The sequence below is a fragment of the Paraburkholderia sp. OAS925 genome (genome assembly GCF_040543975.1).
Taxonomy (GTDB): Bacteria; Pseudomonadota; Gammaproteobacteria; order Burkholderiales; family Burkholderiaceae; genus Paraburkholderia; species Paraburkholderia graminis.
This window is the reverse complement of record NZ_JBEUNO010000001.1, coordinates 3806047-3825587: the sequence shown is the minus strand read 5'-3', so window position 1 is coordinate 3825587 and position 19541 is coordinate 3806047. Positions and strand designations below refer to the sequence as shown.

At 62.8% G+C, this 19541-nt stretch carries 17 protein-coding genes; 11 read left to right on the top strand and 6 right to left on the bottom strand.

Going from position 1 to position 19541, the window contains the following annotated elements:
* Positions 1-46: 46 nt before the first annotated feature.
* The 3 genes from ABIE53_RS16775 to ABIE53_RS16765 are packed head-to-tail and all read right to left on the bottom strand — an operon-like array spanning position 47 to position 2758.
* A complete protein-coding gene (locus ABIE53_RS16775) occupies positions 47-829 on the bottom strand; it encodes a metal ABC transporter permease (protein ID WP_006050002.1) in 783 nt (260 codons plus the stop codon).
* Positions 822-1802, bottom strand: coding sequence for an ABC transporter ATP-binding protein (locus ABIE53_RS16770; protein WP_175130890.1), 981 nt, complete (start codon positions 1800-1802; stop codon positions 822-824). Before ABIE53_RS16770 ends, ABIE53_RS16775 begins: the two co-directional genes overlap by 8 nt.
* Positions 1799-2758 (bottom strand): metal ABC transporter solute-binding protein, encoded by a 960-nt coding sequence (locus tag ABIE53_RS16765; protein ID WP_006050004.1) that lies wholly within the window; start codon positions 2756-2758, stop codon positions 1799-1801. The genes ABIE53_RS16770 and ABIE53_RS16765 overlap by 4 nt, the downstream gene beginning before the upstream one ends.
* Positions 2759-3075: 317 nt before the next feature.
* Between ABIE53_RS16765 and ABIE53_RS16760 the strand changes: the two genes are divergently transcribed.
* The 6 genes from ABIE53_RS16760 (at position 3076) to ABIE53_RS16735 (ending at position 9211) form a co-directional block, all read left to right on the top strand.
* A complete protein-coding gene (locus tag ABIE53_RS16760) occupies positions 3076-3858 on the top strand; it encodes an L-iditol 2-dehydrogenase (RefSeq protein WP_006050005.1) in 783 nt (260 codons plus the stop codon).
* A gap of 91 nt (positions 3859-3949) precedes the next feature.
* Positions 3950-5272 (top strand): ABC transporter substrate-binding protein, encoded by a 1323-nt coding sequence (locus ABIE53_RS16755; RefSeq protein ID WP_006050006.1) that lies wholly within the window; start codon positions 3950-3952, stop codon positions 5270-5272.
* A gap of 262 nt (positions 5273-5534) precedes the next feature.
* Positions 5535-6470, top strand: a complete 936-nt coding sequence (locus tag ABIE53_RS16750; RefSeq protein WP_006050007.1) for a carbohydrate ABC transporter permease — start codon at positions 5535-5537, stop codon at positions 6468-6470.
* Positions 6467-7342: a carbohydrate ABC transporter permease gene (locus tag ABIE53_RS16745; protein ID WP_006050008.1), complete on the top strand. Its 876-nt coding sequence runs from the start codon at positions 6467-6469 to the stop codon at positions 7340-7342. Before ABIE53_RS16750 ends, ABIE53_RS16745 begins: the two co-directional genes overlap by 4 nt.
* A complete protein-coding gene (locus ABIE53_RS16740; RefSeq protein ID WP_192698743.1) occupies positions 7339-8040 on the top strand; it encodes an HAD family hydrolase in 702 nt (233 codons plus the stop codon). The genes ABIE53_RS16745 and ABIE53_RS16740 overlap by 4 nt, the downstream gene beginning before the upstream one ends.
* Before the next feature lie 61 nt (positions 8041-8101).
* Positions 8102-9211 (top strand): ABC transporter ATP-binding protein, encoded by a 1110-nt coding sequence (locus tag ABIE53_RS16735; protein WP_029968138.1) that lies wholly within the window; start codon positions 8102-8104, stop codon positions 9209-9211.
* Positions 9212-9243: 32 nt separating this feature from the next.
* Here the strand turns inward: ABIE53_RS16735 and ABIE53_RS16730 are convergent, their stop codons facing one another.
* The 3 genes from ABIE53_RS16730 to dalD form a co-directional block, all read right to left on the bottom strand.
* Positions 9244-10191, bottom strand: coding sequence for a sugar-binding transcriptional regulator (locus tag ABIE53_RS16730; RefSeq protein WP_029968136.1), 948 nt, complete (start codon positions 10189-10191; stop codon positions 9244-9246).
* A 123-nt stretch (positions 10192-10314) separates the two neighbouring features.
* Positions 10315-11796 carry a xylulokinase gene (gene xylB / locus ABIE53_RS16725; protein WP_006050013.1) on the bottom strand — a complete coding sequence of 494 codons (1482 nt, stop codon included), beginning with the start codon at positions 11794-11796 and terminating at the stop codon, positions 10315-10317.
* A gap of 114 nt (positions 11797-11910) precedes the next feature.
* Positions 11911-13323, bottom strand: coding sequence for a D-arabinitol 4-dehydrogenase (gene dalD, locus ABIE53_RS16720; RefSeq protein ID WP_006050014.1), 1413 nt, complete (start codon positions 13321-13323; stop codon positions 11911-11913).
* A 386-nt stretch (positions 13324-13709) separates the two neighbouring features.
* Here dalD and ABIE53_RS16715 point away from each other — a divergent pair, with 386 nt between their 5' ends.
* The 5 genes from ABIE53_RS16715 to ABIE53_RS16695 all read left to right on the top strand — a co-directional run bounded on the left by ABIE53_RS16715 (position 13710) and on the right by ABIE53_RS16695 (position 19499).
* Complete coding sequence (locus ABIE53_RS16715; RefSeq protein ID WP_006050015.1) at positions 13710-14702, top strand: AraC family transcriptional regulator; 993 nt, start codon at positions 13710-13712, stop codon at positions 14700-14702.
* 122 nt (positions 14703-14824) lie between these two features.
* A complete protein-coding gene (locus ABIE53_RS16710; RefSeq protein WP_006050016.1) occupies positions 14825-15772 on the top strand; it encodes an ABC transporter substrate-binding protein in 948 nt (315 codons plus the stop codon).
* Positions 15773-15843: 71 nt separating this feature from the next.
* Positions 15844-17364 carry a sugar ABC transporter ATP-binding protein gene (locus ABIE53_RS16705; RefSeq protein ID WP_006050017.1) on the top strand — a complete coding sequence of 507 codons (1521 nt, stop codon included), beginning with the start codon at positions 15844-15846 and terminating at the stop codon, positions 17362-17364.
* Complete coding sequence (locus ABIE53_RS16700) at positions 17351-18358, top strand: ABC transporter permease (protein WP_006050018.1); 1008 nt, start codon at positions 17351-17353, stop codon at positions 18356-18358. The genes ABIE53_RS16705 and ABIE53_RS16700 overlap by 14 nt, the downstream gene beginning before the upstream one ends.
* A 43-nt stretch (positions 18359-18401) precedes the next feature.
* Positions 18402-19499: an erythritol/L-threitol dehydrogenase gene (locus ABIE53_RS16695; RefSeq protein WP_006050019.1), complete on the top strand. Its 1098-nt coding sequence runs from the start codon at positions 18402-18404 to the stop codon at positions 19497-19499.
* Positions 19500-19541: the final 42 nt, after the last annotated feature.

Genomic DNA, 19541 nt, shown 5'->3' with positions numbered 1-19541 from the left:
CGGCGCCGTTGCGGGCCGCCATCGCGTGCTTTGCGTTAAAGCGGTTTCAGCGGCGCTTCAGCAGACTCGCGCCATACACGACGGCGGAGAGCGCGGTGATCCAGAAGCTCGTCGGCCAGTCGGTATAGAACGCGAGCGTCACGCCGAGCCAGGCTTGCAACAGCGCGAGGCCGGCGGCCAGCACGAGACCGGCCGAGAGCCGCGTCGTCATGTTTTGCGCGGCGGCGGCGGGCCCGACCATCAGCGTAAAGACCAGCAATACGCCGACAATCTGCGTGCACGCCGCCACCGCGAGCGCGGCTATCGCGAGAAACAGCACGGACACGAGGCGCAACGACACGCCCTTGGCTTCGGCCAGTTCGGGTTGCAACGAAGCGAACAGCAACGGCCGCATGATGGCCGCGAGCGCGACCAGGCTGACGACGCCCAGGCCCGCGAGCACAGCGAGCGTCGATTCGTTCACGCCGAGCACGTTGCCGAACAGCAGCGCGGTGACCTGCGTTGCATAGGCCGTGAAGAAGTGCAGAAACAGCAGGCCGAAGCCGAGCGACAACGACAGAATCACGCCGATGGCCACGTCGCGTCCGGCGAGGCGTTCGCCGAGCGCGCCCATGCCGATGCCCGCGGCCAGCGTGAAGCCGACCATCCCCCAGATCGGCGAGATGCCGATCAGCACCGCGCCGGTCGCGCCGGTGAAGCCGACGTGCGAGAGCGCGTGGCCCGCGAACGTCTGTCCGCGCATCACGAGAAAATAGCCGACCACGCCGGCGAGCACCGCGACGATCCCCGACGCGGCAAACGCGTTCACCATGAAGTCGTATTCAAACATCGTGCTTGTGTCCGTCGCGTGAGTCGTGCTGATGCTGCTCGTGTGAGTGGCCGTGCGAATGGCCGTGCGAATGCGTGTGTCCGCCGTTCTCGTCGTGCTCGTGTTCGTGATCGTGCTTTTCCACTTCGACGCCGCCCGACATCACGAAGATGCGGCCGTTCACGCGCATCACATCGATCGGCGAGCCATAGAGGCGCGACAGCACGGGCCGCGTGATGACTTCGTCGACGGTGCCGAGCGCCGCGACGCCGCTGCCGAGATACAGCACGCGATCGAGCGAGTTCAGCAGCGGATTCAGTTCGTGCGCGGAGAACAGCACGGCAATGCCGAGTTCGCGCTGCACGCGGCGCACCAGTTCGACCACGCTCTTCTGATGATGCGGATCGAGGCTGATCAGCGGTTCATCGAGCAGCAGCAGTTTCGGCGAGCCCAGCAGACATTGCGCGAGCAGCAGGCGCTGACGCTCGCCGCCCGAGAGTTCGGACAGCGGCCGCTCGGCGAGCTTGCGGCCGTCCACGAGTTCAAGCACGCGCTCGACGTCCGCGCGCGTTTTCGCGTCGGCGTGAGGCAGGCCCCAACGGTGACCGTCGGCGGCCATCGCGACGAAATCGCGGCCGCGCACGCGCCGTCCGGCGAGCGCGCTGCGCGTTTGCGGCATATAACCGATCGATGCGTTGCCGCGTTCCACCGGATGCCCCAGCACACGGATCGTTCCGCTTGCCGCCGGCACGAGGCCGAGCACCGCGCGCATCAGCGTGGTCTTGCCCGCACCGTTCGGCCCGAGCACGCCGATGAATTCGCCCTGATTCACGACGAAGCCCGTATCGCGCAGGATCGTGCGGCCGCCGAGTTCGAGCGTGACGTGATCGAGTTCGAGCACGGGTGCGCGGCTTGCCGCGGGCGTGTCGGTGGACGCCGCCGTTGACGCCGTGGTTGACGGATAGGCTGGCGTGCCGCGGCCAGTGACATTCATTGGCTTTTTCCTTTGACGCCGCCAGGCGCTGCGCCCGCATTGCCCGCATTGTCCGCGCCGCCTTTTGCCAAAGCTGCGCCGAGTGCGTCGAGCTGCGACAGCATCCACGTCTGATAGGTGGTGCCCGCGGGTTGCGTTTCGGTGACGCTCACCGTCGGCACCGTGGATTGCTGCGCGAGTTTCAACATGCGTTTGGTCAGGGCCTCGGTTGCCTGGCTGTTATAGATCAGAACACGCACGCGCTTCTCGCGCAGATCGCGTTCGAACGCGACGATGTCCGACGCGCTCGCCTCCGTCTCGTTCATGGCCGCCATCTGGAAGCGCATGTTGCGCATGGCGAGCCCGATGGCGTCCGACATATAGCCGAACACCGGCTCCGTTGCCGTGACCGGCGTGCCCGCATAGCGGCCATGCAGTTCGGCGACCTTGGCCTCGACGGGTTTCAGCGAGTCGAGAAACTTCGCGAGGTTCGCATCGTACGCCGACTTGTGCGCCGGGTCAGCCGCGACGAGCGCCTCGTTCACCGCGCGCGCCACCTTCGGCATGGTCGCAAGGTCGTACCAGAGGTGCGGATTGTCGCCGCTTTTCCTGCCGGTCAACTGCGCCGCAACGATCGTCGTGCGCTTGCCGCTCTGCGCGCTCTTCGAGGCTGCCAGCAATTTTGCCATCCACGGATCGTAGTCGGCGCCGTTGTACACGACAAGGCGCGCATGCTGCAACGCGCGCGCCGTCTTCGCGCTCGCTTCGAACAGATGCGGGTCCTCGTCCGGATTGCTGAGAATGCTCGTCACGTCGACATGATCGCCGCCCAGTTGCTGCACCACGTCGCCGTAGAAATTTTCCGCGGCGACCACCGGGATTTTCGCATCCGCCGCGAACGCTGCATGGCTTAACGCGAACGCGGCTGTGACTGCGGCGACATACTTCGCGAGCGACATCGTGACGAGCTTCTTCATGGTGTGTCCTGCTGCAAGAGGTTGAGTGGATCGCGGACATGACGGCGATGGTTCAGCCGATGTCATGTAGCCGTAAGCACGGGCCGTCCGACGAGGCCGAAATGATATAACGTATCTCGTTTTCGTGTCATCCCGGACTCGACAGAAGCTGGCAAGCCGGCGATGCACTCGTTGCGCGCTGCACCATCGAAATCTGATAGAGCGCCTTGACATGACCCGGTGCGTATCCGATCATTCGATCACAAACAGAGCAATTGATCACGTAATGAGCGTTCGCTCACTGTGCGTCGAAAAGCGAAACGAACCGGAGACAAAGCGTGGCGGCACGACTGCAAGACAAGGTGGCCATTCTGACGGGCGCGGCAAGCGGAATCGGTGAAGCCGTCGCGCGGCGCTACCTGGATGAAGGCGCGCAATGCGTGCTCGTCGACGTCAAGCCGGCGGACAGTTTCGGCCAGGCGCTGCGCGCCTCGCATGGCGAGCGCGTGCTGACCGTCACCGCGGACGTCACGCGCCGCGACGACATCGAGCGCATCGTCTCGAGCACGGTCGAGCGTTTCGGCCACATCGACATTCTCTTCAACAACGCGGCGCTCTTCGATATGCGCCCGATCCTCGACGAATCCTGGGACGTGTTCGATCGCCTCTTCGCGGTCAACGTGAAGGGCATGTTCTTTCTCATGCAAGCCGTCGCGCGGCGGATGGTCGAGCAAGGCCGCGGCGGCAAGATCGTCAATATGTCGTCGCAAGCGGGGCGGCGCGGCGAAGCGCTCGTGTCGCATTACTGCGCGACGAAGGCCGCGGTGCTCAGCTATACGCAATCCGCGGCGCTGGCGCTTGCGCCGCACAAGATCAATGTGAACGGCATCGCGCCAGGTGTTGTCGATACGCCGATGTGGAACGAAGTCGACGCGCTCTTCGCCCGTTATGAAAACCGGCCGCTCGGCGAGAAGAAGCGCCTCGTCGGCGAAGCGGTGCCGCTCGGGCGCATGGGCGTGCCGGAAGATCTGACGGGCGCCGCGCTGTTCCTCGCCTCCGCGGACGCGGACTACATCACCGCGCAAACGCTTAATGTGGACGGCGGTAACTGGATGAGTTGAGGGTTTGCCCGCGCGCTTATCTCTGTCATTCAGCGCCATTTCGTAGAACAAACGCAGCATCACATAACGCACGAGAAAGGAGACAACACACATGAAACCAGCCCTCAAGTCCGCGCTCAAGACGATGAGCGCAGGCGCCGCTGCCTGCTTTGCGCTAAGCGCGTCGGCGGCCACGGTGACGATCGCGACGCTGAACAATCCGGACATGATCGAGCTGAAGAAGCTCTCGCCAGAATTCGAAAAGGCGAATCCGGATATCAAGCTGAACTGGGTGATTCTCGAGGAAAACGTGCTGCGTCAGCGCGCCACTACCGACATCACGACTGGCAGCGGCCAGTTCGACGTGATGACGATCGGCGCCTATGAAACCCCGCAGTGGGGCAAGCGCGGCTGGCTTACGCCGCTCACGAACCTGCCCGCCGACTACGATCTCAACGACGTCGTGAAGACGGCCCGCGACGGACTTTCCTCCGGCGGCCAGTTGTACGCGCTGCCGTTTTACGTCGAAAGCTCGATGACGTATTACCGCAAGGACCTGTTCGCAGCGAAGGGCCTGAAAATGCCCGATCAACCGACCTACGACCAGATCGCGCAATTCGCCGACAAGCTCACCGACAAAGCCAACGGCGTGTACGGCATCTGCTTGCGTGGCAAGGCCGGCTGGGGCGAGAACATGGCCTACGGCACGACGGTCGTGAACACGTTCGGCGGCCGCTGGTTCGACGAAAAGTGGCATGCGCAACTCACGTCGCCGGAATGGAAGAAGGCGATCACGTTCTATGTCGATCTGCTGAAGAAGAACGGCCCGCCCGGAGCGAGCTCGAACGGCTTCAACGAAAACCTCACGCTGATGTCCTCGGGCAAATGCGCGATGTGGATCGACGCGACCGTGGCAGCCGGCATGCTTTACAACAAGCAGCAATCGCAGATCGCGGACAAGGTCGGCTTCGCGGCCGCGCCGGTGGCGGTCACGCCGAAGGGTTCGCACTGGCTGTGGGCGTGGGCGCTGGCGATTCCGAAGTCGTCGAAGCAGGCCGACGCGGCGAAGAAGTTCATCGCGTGGGCGACGTCGAAGCAGTACATCGAACTCGTCGCGAAGGATGAAGGCTGGGCTTCGGTGCCGCCGGGAACGCGTCAATCAACCTATGCGCGTCCGGAATACAAGCAGGCCGCGCCGTTTGGCGACTTCGTGCTGAAGGCGATCGAGACGGCCGATCCGGAACATCCGACGTTAAAGCCCGTGCCGTACACCGGTGTGCAGTTCGTTGGGATTCCTGAGTTCCAGTCCTTCGGCACGGTGGTCGGTCAGAGCATCTCCGGCGCGATTGCCGGTCAGATGACCGTCGACCAGGCGTTGGCGGCAGGGCAGGCCACCGCGGATCGCGCAGTGAAGCAGGCCGGCTACCAGAAGTAATGCCGAAGTCGGTCGCACTTCGCGACTGACTGAAGCAACGGAACTGAACCACGGAACCGAAGCACGGAACCGAAGCACGGAACCGAAGCACGGAAACAAGCCCTGTGGCACGCGCCGGCTGACGCCCGTCAGCCGGCTCACGCAGTACAGCGGGCCGTCACGGCCGCACTAAGCCGTCACGCCGTTTTGTCCTCGCATCAAAAGCGACATGGCGATTCATGCGGCTCGTGCCGCCCGCGCATTACCGAACAGGTGGTCAATCATGCGTCCTCTGCGCCTGCCTCTCATGCATGCCCATCCTCAGACAGAAAAAGAACGCGAAGTCCGCAAAGCCAATTCGGCGCGCTGGCTCGTGTCGCCGTCGGTCGCGGTTCTGTTGCTGTGGATGACGATTCCGCTCGCGATGACGATCTGGTTTTCGTTCTCGCGCTACAACCTGCTGAACCCGGACCTGAAGGGTTTCGCCGGCTTCGACAATTATCAGTATCTTGCCAGTGACCCGTCGTTCGGTCCGTCGATTGGTCATACGCTGCAATTGATCGTGGCGGTGCTGGTGATCACGGTGGTGGGTGGCGTGCTAATGGCGATTCTGTTCGATCGCAAGTTCTACGGCCAGGGCGTTGCGCGGCTGCTTGCAATCGCGCCGTTCTTCGTGATGCCGACGGTGAGCGCGCTGATCTGGAAGAACATGATCTTGCATCCCGTGTATGGCCTGATTGCGAGCGGCATGCGCGCAATCGGCCTGCAACCGATCGACTGGTTCGCCGAATATCCGTTGACCGCGGTCATCATGATCGTCGCGTGGCAATGGCTGCCGTTCGCGTTTCTGATTCTGTTCACGGCCATCCAGTCGCTCGATCAGGAGCAGAAAGAAGCGGCGCGCATTGACGGTGCAGGCCCGTTCGCGATGTTCTTCTACATCACGCTGCCGCATCTGAAACGCGCGATTGCCGTGGTCGTGATGATGGAGACGATTTTCCTGCTGTCGATCTTCGCGGAAATCTATACAACGACGGGCGGCGGTCCGGGCACCGCGACCACTAATCTGTCGTACCTGATCTATTCGCTCGGCCTGCAACAGTTCGACGTCGGTCTCGCATCGGCGGGCGGCATTCTCGCTGTCGTGCTGGCCAACATCGTGTCGTTCTTCCTCGTGCGCATGCTCGCGAAGAACCTCAAAGGGGAGTACGAAAAATGAGCCACGTTGCCTCTACTCCGGCGTCGACCACGGCGCCCGTCACCGTGCATGCCAAGTCGCCGTTCGATACGATCCGCCGCGCAATTCCCGGCGTGCTCGCCTGGCTCGTCGCATTGCTGCTGTTTTTCCCGATCTTCTGGATGACGATCACCGCATTCAAGACCGAGCAGCAGGCGTATTCGTCGTCGCTATTTTTCACGCCGACGTTCGACAGCTTTCGCGAAGTGTTTGCGCGCAGCAACTACTTTTCGTTCGCGTGGAATTCGATTCTGATCTCGGTCGGCGTCACCGTGCTGTGCCTGATTCTGGCCGTGCCCGCCGCGTATGCGATGGCCTTTTTCCCGACGCGCCGCACGCAAAAAGTTCTGCTGTGGATGCTGTCGACGAAGATGATGCCGTCCGTCGGCGTGCTCGTGCCGATCTATCTGCTGTGGAAAAACAGCGGCCTGCTCGATACCGTGTCGGGTCTCGTGATCGTCTACACGCTGATCAATCTGCCGATCGCGGTGTGGATGTCGTTCACGTACTTCGCTGAAATTCCGCGCGATATTCTCGAGGCAGGACGCATCGACGGCGCGGCGACGTGGCAGGAAATCGTCTATCTGCTGATGCCGATGGCGCTGCCGGGGCTTGCTTCCACCGCGCTGCTGCTCGTGATTCTTTCGTGGAACGAAGCATTCTGGAGCATCAATCTGTCCAGTTCCAATGCCGCGCCGCTGACTGTGTTCATCGCATCGTATTCGAGTCCGGAAGGGCTCTTCTGGGCCAAGCTGTCCGCGGCTTCGCTGCTTGCCGTGGCGCCGATTCTGATCGTCGGCTGGTTGTCGCAGAAGCAGCTCGTGCGCGGCCTCACGTTCGGGGCGGTCAAATGACGGCAGACACGCGTGCAGCAAATCTCGCGCTGATCTGCGATTGCGACGGTGTGTTGATCGACAGCGAAGCGGTGGCCGCGCGCATGCTCGTGCAGGAACTCGAGGCGCGCTGGCCCGGCGCGAATGTCGAACCGGTCGTGCTGCCGCTGCTCGGTCTACGCATCGAAAGCGTGCTGACGGGCACGGCGATGCAGCTCGGCAAGAGCCTCGGCCTCGACGACATCGACGCGATTCGCCGTTCTGTCGAAGCCGCCGCGATGCAGGCGCCGGCAGTGGAAGGCATCGAGCAGGCGCTCGCGCAAGTGCCGCTCGTGAAGGGCTGCGCGAGCAACAGTTTTCGGCCTTATGTGGAGACGGTTCTGGCTCGCACGGGCCTCGTGCGGTTCTTCGGCGATCGCCTCTTTTGCGCCGACAGCGTCGCCAATCCGAAGCCCGCGCCCGACGTTTATCTCGCGGCGGCGCAGGGTTTGCGGCTCGCGCCGTTGGCGTGCCTCGTGGTGGAAGACAGCGTAACCGGCGTCACGGCCGCAAACGCGGCGGGCATGACGGTGCTTGGCTTTATCGGCGGCGGCCATGCAAGCGATGCGCAGATCGACAAGCTGCATAAAGCCGGCGCGCGTCATGTATTCGACGACATGCAGCAGTTGCCGGAACTCGTCGCGCAATGGACGCTGAGTGCAACGGCTGCGGCGCCTTGAACGCACAAGCAACGCAATAGCACCACACAAGCAACACGCAAGCATTACACGGAGACACATCATGGCAAGCGTAACTCTGCGCAATATCCGGAAGGCTTACGACGACACCGAGGTGATGCGCGACATCAACCTCGACATCGCGGACGGCGAGTTCGTCGTGTTCGTCGGCCCGAGCGGCTGCGGTAAATCGACCCTGATGCGGATGATCGCCGGTCTCGAAGACATCAGCGCCGGCGATCTCACCATCGACGGGACACGCATGAACGATGTGCCGCCCGCAAAGCGCGGCATCGCGATGGTGTTTCAGTCGTACGCGCTGTATCCGCACATGACGCTGTACGACAACATGGCGTTCGGCCTGAAACTCGCGGGCACGAAGAAGCCTGAGATCGACGCGGCCGTGCGCAATGCGGCGAAGATTCTGCATATCGATCACCTGCTCGATCGCAAGCCGAAACAGCTTTCGGGCGGCCAGCGTCAGCGCGTTGCGATTGGCCGCGCGATCACGCGTAAGCCGAAGGTCTTTCTGTTCGACGAACCGCTGTCGAATCTCGACGCCGCTCTGCGCGTGAAGATGCGCCTCGAATTCGCGCGTCTGCATGACGAACTGAAGACCACGATGATCTACGTGACGCACGATCAGGTCGAAGCGATGACGCTTGCGGACAAGATCGTCGTCCTGTCCGCAGGCAATCTCGAACAGGTGGGCAGTCCGACAATGCTGTATCACGCGCCGGCCAATCGTTTTGTCGCGGGCTTTATCGGTTCGCCGAAAATGAATTTCATGGAAGGCGTGGTGCAGTCGGTCACGCACGACGGCGTGACGGTGCGCTATGAAACCGGCGAGACGCAGCGCGTCGCTGTTGAACCGGCTTCGGTGAAGCAGGGCGACAAGGTGACGGTCGGCATTCGTCCCGAGCATCTGCATGTCGGCATGACGGATGACGGCGTGTCGGCCCGCACGATGGCCGTCGAATCGCTCGGCGACGCCGCGTATCTGTATGCGGAGTCGAGCGTGGCGCCGGATGGTTTGATCGCGCGCATTCCGCCGCTCGAACGGCATGCGAAGGGCGAGACGCAGAAGCTCGGCGCGACGCCCGAGCATTGTCATCTGTTCGATAGCGACGGTAAGGCGTTCCAGCGCAAGATCGTCGAAGTGCTGGCGGCCTGAGTTCTACCCGCTAGAAGGGGGCGTGCGCCGCTTCACGCCTCCAGCGCCGCGCGCGCGCACAGCTCATCGGTGACGAGCCCCGACAGCCAGCCGCCCTTGAGCACGGCGATCAGCGCCTCGCGCTTGCGCTTGCCGCCCGCGAAGCCAATGGTGGGCCGCTGCGGCGGCGAGTCGATTGAAATGCTGGTCACGCGCCGGCCTGTGGGCGACTCGACACGCGCGCCGGCGGCATTAATTGGCAGTCCGAGCATTTCCGCCACCGCACCGCCTTGCACCAGCTCTTTTACTTCCGCCGACGTAATAAAGCCGTCTTCGTGCAGCGGGCATTTCGGCCCGATATTGCCGATGCCGACAAACGCGACATCCGCCTCGGCCGACAACGATTCGACGATCCGATACAGCCGGTGATTGCACCACTGTGCACGTTCGGCCTCGCTATCGGCGATCAACGGCGCGGGCAGCAGAAAATGCTTGCCGCCCGTCTTCTCCGAAATGTGCAGCGCGACGTCATAGCGGTTCGAGGAGCCGTCCTGGGCGATCGCTCCGACCATCGATACCAACCGATGCTGCGGACGGTCTAGCTGCGCGATCTGGTCGACCGCGGCTTTGAGCGTCCGGCCGCTGCTGACGGCGACCACCATCGGTTTTTCTTCCGTGAGGTAACGCTCCATCACCTGCGCGCCGGCTACCGCGAGTTTGCGGTCGACTTCCTCGGGCGTGTCGCTGTCGATGGGCACGACTTCGCACATCGACAGGCCATAGCGTTTGGACAATTGGTCCGCAAGCGACAGGCAGTCCGCCAGTTGATGATCGACGCGCACGCGGATCAGGTTCTTTTCCACCGCGAACGCGACGAGCCGCTGCGCAACCGGGCGCGACACCTGGAGCTTCTCGGCGATCTCGTTCTGCGTATTGCCCGCGACGTAGTAAAGCCACGCGGCGCGAGTAGCAAGGTCTAATTTTTCTGTGGACTTGGGCACGGTGACGATCCGCTTGAGGGGCGCCGATGATAGCAGCCGGTTCATGCATGCCGATGCATCACGATGCATGGCGGCACGGCCGGCTGCGGTTTGCGCTGCGTTGCTATGCGCCTGGATGAGCGCCTAGATGAGCCGCTCGCGAGCGGAGTCGAAGAGCGGCCGCACATGACGGTACAGCGCACGATAAGCGTCGAGCCGCGCGCGCAATTCGGCATGACGGCGCGCGTTCGGCGTGAACTCTTTTTCGATCGGCGGTTTGGCGAGCACGATCGCCGGATCGCCGCCCGCTGCGAGCCAGCCGAGGCGCGCCGCGCCGAGCGCCGCGCCCGTCTCGCCGCCGCCGTGCTTGCGCGTCGCGGTGTCGAGCGCGTCGGCGAGCAGTTGCGCCCAGTAGTCGCTGCGCGCGCCGCCGCCTAACAGCGAGAACGCTTTCGCTTCGGTGCCGGCCGCGCGCAGTGCGTCGAGGCCGTCGGTGAGCGCGAGCGTCACACCTTCGAGCACCGCGTAGCCGAGCAACGCGCGATCCGTCGCGTGATTCATGCCGAAGAAAACGCCCTGCGCGTAGGGGTCGTTGTGCGGCGTGCGTTCGCCCGACAGATACGGCAAGAAGAGCGGCGCGGTGTTGAGCGCATCCGCGGGCAGCGCTTCGATTTCGGCGAGCAGCGTGGGTTCGTCGGTCGAGGTCAGCTTGCAGACCCAGCGCAAACAGCTCGCCGCGGAGAGCACCACGCTCATCTGATGCCAGCGGTCGGGAATCGCGTGGCAGAACGCGTGGACAGCGGACGCGGGATTCGGCCGGAAGCTGTCGCCCACCACGCACAACACGCCCGACGTGCCGAGCGACACGAAGCCGTCGCCCGGCTGCGTCGCGCCGATGCCGATGGCACTCGTCGCATTGTCGCCGCCGCCGGCCGCGACGATCACGCCGTCGCTCAAGCCCAGTTCGCGCGCGACCTCGGGCAGCAATGTGCCGGACGGCGCGCTGCCTTCGGCGAGCGCCGGCATCTGCGCGCGCGTCATGTTGCAGGCGGCGAGCAGCGAATCGGACCAGTCGCGTTTCGCGACATCGAGCCACAACGTGCCGGCCGCATCCGATGGATCGGACACCTTGCCGCCGGTGAGTTGCAGACGCAAGTAGTCTTTCGGCAGCAGCACGCAGGCGGTGCGCGCAAAGATGTCCGGTTCGTGACGCGCGACCCACAGCAGCTTCGGCGCGGTGAAACCGGGCATCGCAAGATTGCCGGCCACGCTATGCAAATCGGGCGCGCGCTCCGTGAGCTCGGCGCACTCCTTGTCGCTGCGCATGTCGTTCCACAGGATCGCGGGCCGCAGCACGCGGTTCTCCGCGTCGAGCAGCACCGCGCCGTGCATCTGCCCGGACAGGCCGATGCCGCGAATCTGCGCGAACTCGTCGGGATGCTTCGCGCGCAGTGCGGCGAGCGCGCTTTGCGTGCCCGTCCACCAGTCTTCGGGATTCTGCTCGGCCCAGCGCTGATGCGGGCGCGAAACGGTGAATGGCGAGCCGGCGGTGCCGATCACGCGTCCCGTCGACGCGAGCAGCAGGACTTTCACTTCGGACGTGCCGAGGTCGATGCCGAGATACATGGGCGCGAAACCTTCGTCGTTGGAGATGCGCTACTTTAGCCGCACGCCGCGCGCGGTGCCATGCGCATTAAGCCTGGCACCGCGCGAATCCGGCTGGTGTTTTTGCGGCGCGGCTTACGCCTGACCGCGTTTTGCGAGCCACACGTCGACGCGCGCGAGGGCGCCGGCCAGCGCCGATTCGAGCTCCTGCGTCGCGGCCATGCTGCCCCACAGCAGACGGTCGGCGGCGAACGCCTGCAACGGATCGGGCGCCGCGAAGAAGCCGCGCGCGACGCGCTCGTCCATCACGCCGTCCTGATACGTGTAGGGCAGCGTGCCCGTCTGCCAGCGTTCGAGGAAGCGGAAGAACAGCGCGGGCAGCATCGCGGTGGCCGCGGGCGTGACGCCTCGCTCGAAACATTCGGCGAGCGTCGGCGCGATGAAGCCAGGCAGTTTGGAGAAGCCGTCCGCCGCGACGCGCTGGTTCGTGTCCTGGATATAAGGATTGCCGAAGCGCTCGAGCACGACATCGCGATAGCGTTCGAGATCGAGCGGACTCGGCGAGAGACAGGGGATCACATCCTGCGTCACGTAATCGAACGCGAACTGGCGGATGTCGGCGTCGTGCGTGCCTTCGTGAATGTAGTCGAGACCGACGAGCGTGCCCGCCCACGCAATGCAGCTATGCGTCGCGTTGAGAATGCGGATCTTCGCTTCTTCATAGGGCAGCACGGAGTCGACCAGCTCCGCGCCGACTTTCTCCCACGCGGGACGCCCGGCGATGAAGTGCTCTTCGATCACCCATTGGATAAACGCTTCGCCCATCACCGGGCATGCGTCGTCGACACCGGTTGCGGCCTTCACGCGTTCGCGCACGTCCGGCGTCGGACGCGGCGTGATGCGGTCGACCATCGAACTCGGGCACGCGGTGTTGTCGTCGAACCACTGCGCGAGTTCGTCCGCGCCGCGCAGTTCGAGAAACGCGCTCATGCCCGCATGGAAACGCTCGCCGTTGCGGCGCAGGTTGTCGCACGTTTGCAGCGTGACGGGGCCCGCGCCGGCTTTCATGCGCGCGTCGAGAATGGCCGCCAGCGCGCCGTAGATGGTCGTGTGTCCACCTTTGAGATCGGTTGCGAGATCGGGATTCGCGGTGTCGAGCTGGTCGTGTTCGTCGAGGTAATAGCCGCCTTCGGTGACGGTGAACGCAATGATCTTGCACGCGGGATCGGCGCCCGCTTCGATCAGCGTGTCGAGGCTTTGCGTCCACGGCAGCACGCGCTCGATCGAGCGGATCGTCTCGTAAGCGCGCTCGCCTTGCGGCGTGACGGTCTCGAGCGTATAGACGCCGTCTTGCGCGGCCAGTGCTTCGAGCACCGCATTCATGTCGCTGCGAATATTACCGACGGTGAGCGACCAATGCGGTTCGCCCGGCAGCTTCGCTTCGTTCAATCTATGGAGATACCACGCCTGATGCGCGCGATGAAACGACCCCGCGCCGATATGCAGGATCACCTGTGCGGCCTCGCCGCTGCCTTGCCCGCTGCTCATTGTGCGTCTCCATCTGTCTGGGCTGTTGCGCGGCTTGTCGCGCGCATTTATTGGTCGTTAGAGCATTTGCTCTGTATGTGAGCGAATGATCGTACCAGCTGAAACGAAAGTCAAGGCGGCCACAGGATGTTTTCGTGGCGCGGCGCGGCGGGCCAAGGCTGCAACGCATCACGAATCGCGTCGATACATGCTTCGTGGCGCGCTTCATCGGCTCTTTTGCATTGCATCATTCTTGACCTTCGGCGCGTCGGGACTTACCCGAATGCAAAAAAGTATCGGTACGCGGTTTCATTTTTAGTGGTGGCGCGCGCGTTTCAAGACTACTTTTCGCTATACAAGACGAAGACGAGCGGCATCTCCCTTGAGCCGCTCCATGGAGGCAGACAGTGCAACCCGATCTGGAGATCGTGGCCGTACGCCGCGACGAGTCGTTCAAAGTGTGGTCGCACGGCTATCCGTATCGCACGGTACGCTGGCACTTTCATCCCGAGTACGAGATTCATCTGATCGTGGCGACGACCGGGAAGATGTTCGTCGGCGATCACATCAGCAGCTTCGCGCCCGGCAATCTCGTGTTGATGGGTCCGAACCTGCCGCATAACTGGGTGAGCGATGTGCCCGAAGGCGAGAACATCGCGCAGCGCAATCTCGTCGTGCAGTTCGGCCAGGAGTTCGTGTCGAGTTGTCTTGAGAGCTTTCCCGAGTGGCGTCAGGTGGAGGCGCTCCTTGCGGACTCGCGCCGCGGCGTGTCGTTCGGCGCGCGCACGAGTGCGGCGATTCAGCCGCTTTTTCTCGAACTATTGGGCGCGCGGGGATTGCGCCGCCTCGTGCTCTTCATGTCGATGCTCGAAATCCTTATGAGCGCCGAAGACCGCGAGACGCTCGCGAGTCCCGCGTATCAGGCCGATCCGACGGGCTTCGCGTCGACGCGCATCAACCATGTGCTTTCGTATATCGGCAAGAACCTCGCGAACGATTTGCGCGAATCGGATCTCGCGCAACTGGCCGGCCAAAGTGTGAGTGCGTTTTCGCGTTATTTCCGCCGGCACACGGGCCTGCCGTTCGTGCAGTACGTGAACCGCATGCGCATCAATCTCGCTTGCCAGTTGCTGACCGATAGCGAGCTGAGCGTGACCGACATCTGCTTCAAGGCGGGCTTTAACAACCTGTCGAATTTCAACCGGCAGTTTCTCGCGGTGAAGGGCATGGCGCCTTCGAAGTTTCGCCGCTATCAGCAATTGAACGACGCGAGCCGCGATGCTTCGGAAGAAGCGGCCGCGCGCGGAAGGGGCGTCGACGACGCGCCCGCCATCGTGCTCGCGCCAGGCTTGCCGCGTCCTGCCGCCGCTGCTTATCCGTCAACCTATCCACCGACGTAGCCTCTGCGTATTTCACCGCCGCGCTTTTCTGCAAGGCGCTTTGTTTCACCCGCGTTTCAACACGTATCGCGCTGTCCGCCGACAGCGTGACGGACGTGCTCACTTCAAAAACGGAGACAACCATGACGCAAACCCTCGTGACGCAATCCATCATCCAACAGGCATCGTTGAAGACTTTCGCGAGCCTCGCATTCGGCCTCGCGCTGATCGCCGCGCCTGCCGCGCAGGCCGCACCGCTGAAGATCGGCATGACGTTTCAGGAACTGAACAATCCATATTTCGTGACGATGCAGAAGGCGTTGAACGACGCCGCTGCGTCGACCGGTGCAACGGTGGTCGTCACCGACGCGCATCACGACGTGAGCAAACAGGTGAGCGACGTCGAAGACATGCTGCAAAAGAAGATCGACATTCTGCTCGTGAATCCGACCGATTCGACGGGCATTCAATCGGCGGTGACGTCGGCGAAAAAAGCGGGCGTGGTGGTGGTCGCAGTGGACGCGAACGCGAACGGTCCCGTCGATTCGTTCGTCGGCTCGAAGAACTTCGACGCGGGACAGATAGCCTGCGAGTACCTCGCCAAGTCGATTGGCGGCAGCGGCGAAGTGGCGATTCTCGACGGCATTCCGGTCGTGCCGATTCTCGAACGCGTGCGCGGCTGCAAGGCGGCGCTTGCGAAGGCGCCGGGCGTCAAGCTCGTGGATACGCAGAACGGCAAGCAGGAACGCGCGACCGCACTGTCCGTCACCGAGAACATGATTCAGGCGCATCCGAACCTGAAGGGCATCTTCAGCGTGAACGACGGTGGATCGATGGGCGCGCTCTCCGCAATTGAGTCATCGGGTAAGGACATCAAGCTGACGAGCGTCGACGGCGCACCCGAAGCGATTGCCGCGATTCAAAAGCCGAATTCGAAATTCATCGAGACGTCAGCGCAGTTTCCTGCCGACCAGGTGCGCATTGCACTCGGCATCGCGTATGCGAAGAAGTGGGGCGCCAATGTGCCGAAAGCGATTCCGGTCGACGTGAAGATGATCGACAAGAGCAACGCGAAGGGTTTTAGCTGGTAAGCCCAATGCCCGCCGCGCTGTGTTTGCGGTGGTCGATGTAAACACGGCGGCGGGCAGTGATGGAGCACCCGATGGACACGATATTGAAACTCGAGAACATCAGCAAAAGCTTTCCCGGCGTGAAGGCGCTGCAAGGCATTCACCTGGAGATTGCGCGCGGCGAAATCCACGCGCTGCTCGGCGAAAACGGCGCGGGCAAGTCGACGCTGATGAAGATTCTGTGCGGCATTTATCAGCCGGACGAAGGCGCGATCACGATCGACGGCGAGCCGCGGCACTTTGCGAATTATCACGACGCGGTCGCTGCGGGCGTCGGCATCGTGTTTCAGGAATTCAGCCTGATTCCGTACTTGAATGCAGTGGAGAACATCTTTCTCGGCCGCGAAATGAAGAACGGCCTGGGCCTGCTCGAACGCGGCAAGATGCGGCGCGCGGCGGCCGATATATTCGCGCGGCTCGGCGTGTCGATTGATCTGTCCGTGCCGATTCGTGAACTGTCGGTTGCGCAGCAGCAGTTCGTCGAGATCGGCAAGGCGTTGTCGCTCGAAGCGCGCATTCTTATTCTTGACGAACCGACCGCGACACTCACGCCCGCCGAAGCCGAGCATCTCTTTGCCATCATGCGCGACCTGAAAAAGCAGGGCGTGGCGATGATTTTCATCTCGCATCACCTGGAAGAAATCTTCGAGGTCTGCGACCGCATCACCGTGCTGCGCGACGGTCAGTATGTCGGCATGACCGATGTCGCGCAGTCCGACGTGAGCCGGCTTGTCGAGATGATGGTGGGACGCCGCATCGAAAACAGTTTTCCGCCGAAGCCGCCGCTGTGCTCCGACGCGAAGATCGTGCTGGACGTACAGAAGCTGCAGTTGCATAAAGACAGCCCGGTGCTGCAATTCACGCTGCGCGAAGGCGAGATTCTCGGTTTCGCGGGACTGGTCGGTTCGGGCCGCACCGAGACCGCGCTCGCCGTGATCGGCGCGGACGCGGCCTATGCGAAGGAGATTCGCATCAACGGCGAGGCCGCGAAACTGTCGGACCCGGCGGATGCGTTGCGCGCGGGCGTCGGCATTCTTCCTGAAAGCCGCAAAACGGAAGGGCTGATTACGGACTTCTCGATCAAGCAGAACATCTCGATCAATAACCTCGGCAAATACCGCTCGCTGCGATTTTTTATCGATCAGCGCAGCGAAGCGCGCGCCACCGCCGACATCATGAAACGCGTCGGCGTGAAAGCGCCGACCATGCATACGGAAGTCGCCACGCTGTCGGGCGGCAACCAGCAGAAAGTCGTGATCGCGCGCTGGCTGAACCACCACACCAACATCCTCATCTTCGACGAACCGACGCGCGGCATCGACGTCGGCGCGAAGGCGGAAATCTATCTGCTGATGCGCGAACTCACCGCGCGCGGCTATTCGATCATCATGATTTCGTCGGAACTGCCGGAGATCGTGGGCATGTGCGACCGCGTCGCCGTGTTCCGGCAAGGCCGCATCGAAGCGCTGCTCGAAGGCGATCAGATCGACTCGAACGCCGTGATGACCTATGCAACCGCCGGCACTCGTGGAGCCCTGCATGAACACGCCTAATCCCTCTTCGCCGCCGAAAACGTCGAGCGTCAGCGGCAATACGCCCGGCGCACCCGTGCGCTTCACCTGGGCCGCGTTGAAGCGCTCGACGCTCTTCTATCCGTTCGTCGGTTTGCTCGTGGTTTGCATCGTGATGGTGTTCGCGAGCGACAGCTTTCTCTCCGGCGCGAACATCGAGAACGTGCTGCGCCAGGTGTCGATCAACGCGATCATCGCCGTCGGCATGACGTGCGTGATTCTCACGGGCGGCATCGATCTGTCGGTCGGCTCGGTGATGGCGCTTTCGGGCACGCTCGCCGCGGGACTGATGGTGGCCGGCATGAACGCAGTTGCCGCGTTGGCGGTTGGCGTTGCGGTGGGTCTCGGCTTCGGCGCGGCCAACGGGTTCTTCGTCGCGTTCGCCGGCATGCCGCCGATCATCGTCACGCTCGCGACGATGGGCATCGCGCGCGGCCTCGCGCTGATTTACACCGGCGGCTATCCGATCGACGGCTTGCCCGAGTGGGTCAGCTTCTTCGGCAGCGGCAAGATTCTCGGCATTCAGGCGCCCGTCGTGATCATGGCGGTGATCTATGTGATCGCGTGGGTGCTGCTCGAACGCATGCCGTTTGGCCGCTACGTGTACGCGATTGGCGGCAATGAACAGGCGACGCGTCTGTCGGGCGTGCGCGTCGCGCGCGTGAAGCTGATCGTCTACACGATTGCAGGTTTGACGTCTTCGTTTGCCGCCATCGTGTTGACCGCGCGTTTGATGAGCGGCCAGCCGAATGCGGGCGTGGGCTTCGAACTCGACGCCATCGCGGCCGTCGTGATGGGCGGCACGTCGATCTCCGGCGGACGCGGTTCGATTATCGGCACGTTGATCGGCGCGCTGCTGCTCGGTGTGCTGAACAACGGACTCAACATGGTCGGCGTGAATCCGTATGTGCAGAACGTGATCAAAGGCGGAATCATTCTGCTCGCGATTTACATCAGCCGTGACCGCAGAAAGTAACGCTTTCTTCTCCATTGATTTTCACTTCCGGCAGGACCATGCAATGACGAATGAATTCACTCCATCCGACAAGCAGGACATGACGGCGATTGTCTGCCACGCACCGAAAGACTATCGCGTCGAACAGGTAGCGAAGCCGCGCGCGCGAGCGCATGAACTGGTGATTCGCATCGCCGCATGCGGGATCTGCGCGAGCGATTGCAAATGCCATTCGGGCGCGAAGATGTTCTGGGGCGGGCCGAGTCCGTGGGTTAAAGCGCCGGTGATTCCGGGGCACGAGTTCTTCGGCTTCGTGCAGGAACTCGGCGAAGGCGCGGCAGAACATTTCGGCGTGAAGATCGGCGACCGCGTGATCGCCGAGCAGATCGTGCCTTGCGGCAAGTGCCGTTATTGCAAATCCGGCCAGTACTGGATGTGCGAAGTGCACAACATCTTCGGCTTTCAGCGTGAAGTCGCCGACGGCGGCATGGCCGAGTACATGCGTATTCCGCCGACCGCCATCGTTCACAAGATTCCGGACGGCATTTCACTCGAAGACGCCGCTATCATCGAACCGCTGGCGTGCGCGATTCACACGGTCAATCGCGGCGATGTGCAGTTGGATGACGTCGTCGTGATTGCAGGCGCGGGTCCGCTCGGTTTGATGATGACGCAAGTCGCGCATCTGAAAACGCCGAAGAAACTCGTCGTGATAGATCTGGTGGAAGAGCGCCTCGCACTCGCGCGCGAGTATGGCGCGGACGTGACGATCAACCCGAAACAGGACGACGCGCTCGCGATCATCCATTCGCTCACTGACGGCTACGGCTGCGACGTCTATATTGAAACGACCGGCGCGCCGGTCGGCGTCAATCAGGGCATGGATCTGATCCGCAAGCTCGGGCGCTTCGTCGAGTTCTCCGTGTTCGGCGCGGATACGACACTCGACTGGTCGGTGATCGGCGACCGCAAGGAACTCGATGTACGCGGCGCGCACCTCGGACCGTATTGCTATCCGATTGCAATCGATCTGCTCGCGCGCGGACTCGTGACGTCGAAAGGCATCGTCACACACGGCTTTTCTCTGGAAGAATGGGACGAGGCGATCAAGGTCGCCGATTCGCTGGATTCGATCAAGGTGCTGATGAAGCCGCGCGCGTAAGCGCCGGCATCTACTGAAGCGCAGCGCTACAACAACGGAGAC

Coding starts and splice junctions, on each gene's coding strand:
- ABIE53_RS16745 (WP_006050008.1), top strand. CDS start 6,467: ATGAGCCACGTTGCCTCTACTCCGGCGTCGACCACGGCGCCCGTCACC.
- ABIE53_RS16755 (WP_006050006.1), top strand. CDS start 3,950: ATGAAACCAGCCCTCAAGTCCGCGCTCAAGACGATGAGCGCAGGCGCC.
- ABIE53_RS16735 (WP_029968138.1), top strand. CDS start 8,102: ATGGCAAGCGTAACTCTGCGCAATATCCGGAAGGCTTACGACGACACC.
- ABIE53_RS16710 (WP_006050016.1), top strand. CDS start 14,825: ATGACGCAAACCCTCGTGACGCAATCCATCATCCAACAGGCATCGTTG.
- ABIE53_RS16740 (WP_192698743.1), top strand. CDS start 7,339: ATGACGGCAGACACGCGTGCAGCAAATCTCGCGCTGATCTGCGATTGC.
- xylB (WP_006050013.1), bottom strand. CDS start 11,796: ATGTATCTCGGCATCGACCTCGGCACGTCCGAAGTGAAAGTCCTGCTG.
- dalD (WP_006050014.1), bottom strand. CDS start 13,323: ATGAGCAGCGGGCAAGGCAGCGGCGAGGCCGCACAGGTGATCCTGCAT.
- ABIE53_RS16695 (WP_006050019.1), top strand. CDS start 18,402: ATGACGAATGAATTCACTCCATCCGACAAGCAGGACATGACGGCGATT.
- ABIE53_RS16750 (WP_006050007.1), top strand. CDS start 5,535: ATGCGTCCTCTGCGCCTGCCTCTCATGCATGCCCATCCTCAGACAGAA.
- ABIE53_RS16700 (WP_006050018.1), top strand. CDS start 17,351: ATGAACACGCCTAATCCCTCTTCGCCGCCGAAAACGTCGAGCGTCAGC.
- ABIE53_RS16775 (WP_006050002.1), bottom strand. CDS start 829: ATGTTTGAATACGACTTCATGGTGAACGCGTTTGCCGCGTCGGGGATC.
- ABIE53_RS16765 (WP_006050004.1), bottom strand. CDS start 2,758: ATGAAGAAGCTCGTCACGATGTCGCTCGCGAAGTATGTCGCCGCAGTC.
- ABIE53_RS16770 (WP_175130890.1), bottom strand. CDS start 1,802: ATGAATGTCACTGGCCGCGGCACGCCAGCCTATCCGTCAACCACGGCG.
- ABIE53_RS16705 (WP_006050017.1), top strand. CDS start 15,844: ATGGACACGATATTGAAACTCGAGAACATCAGCAAAAGCTTTCCCGGC.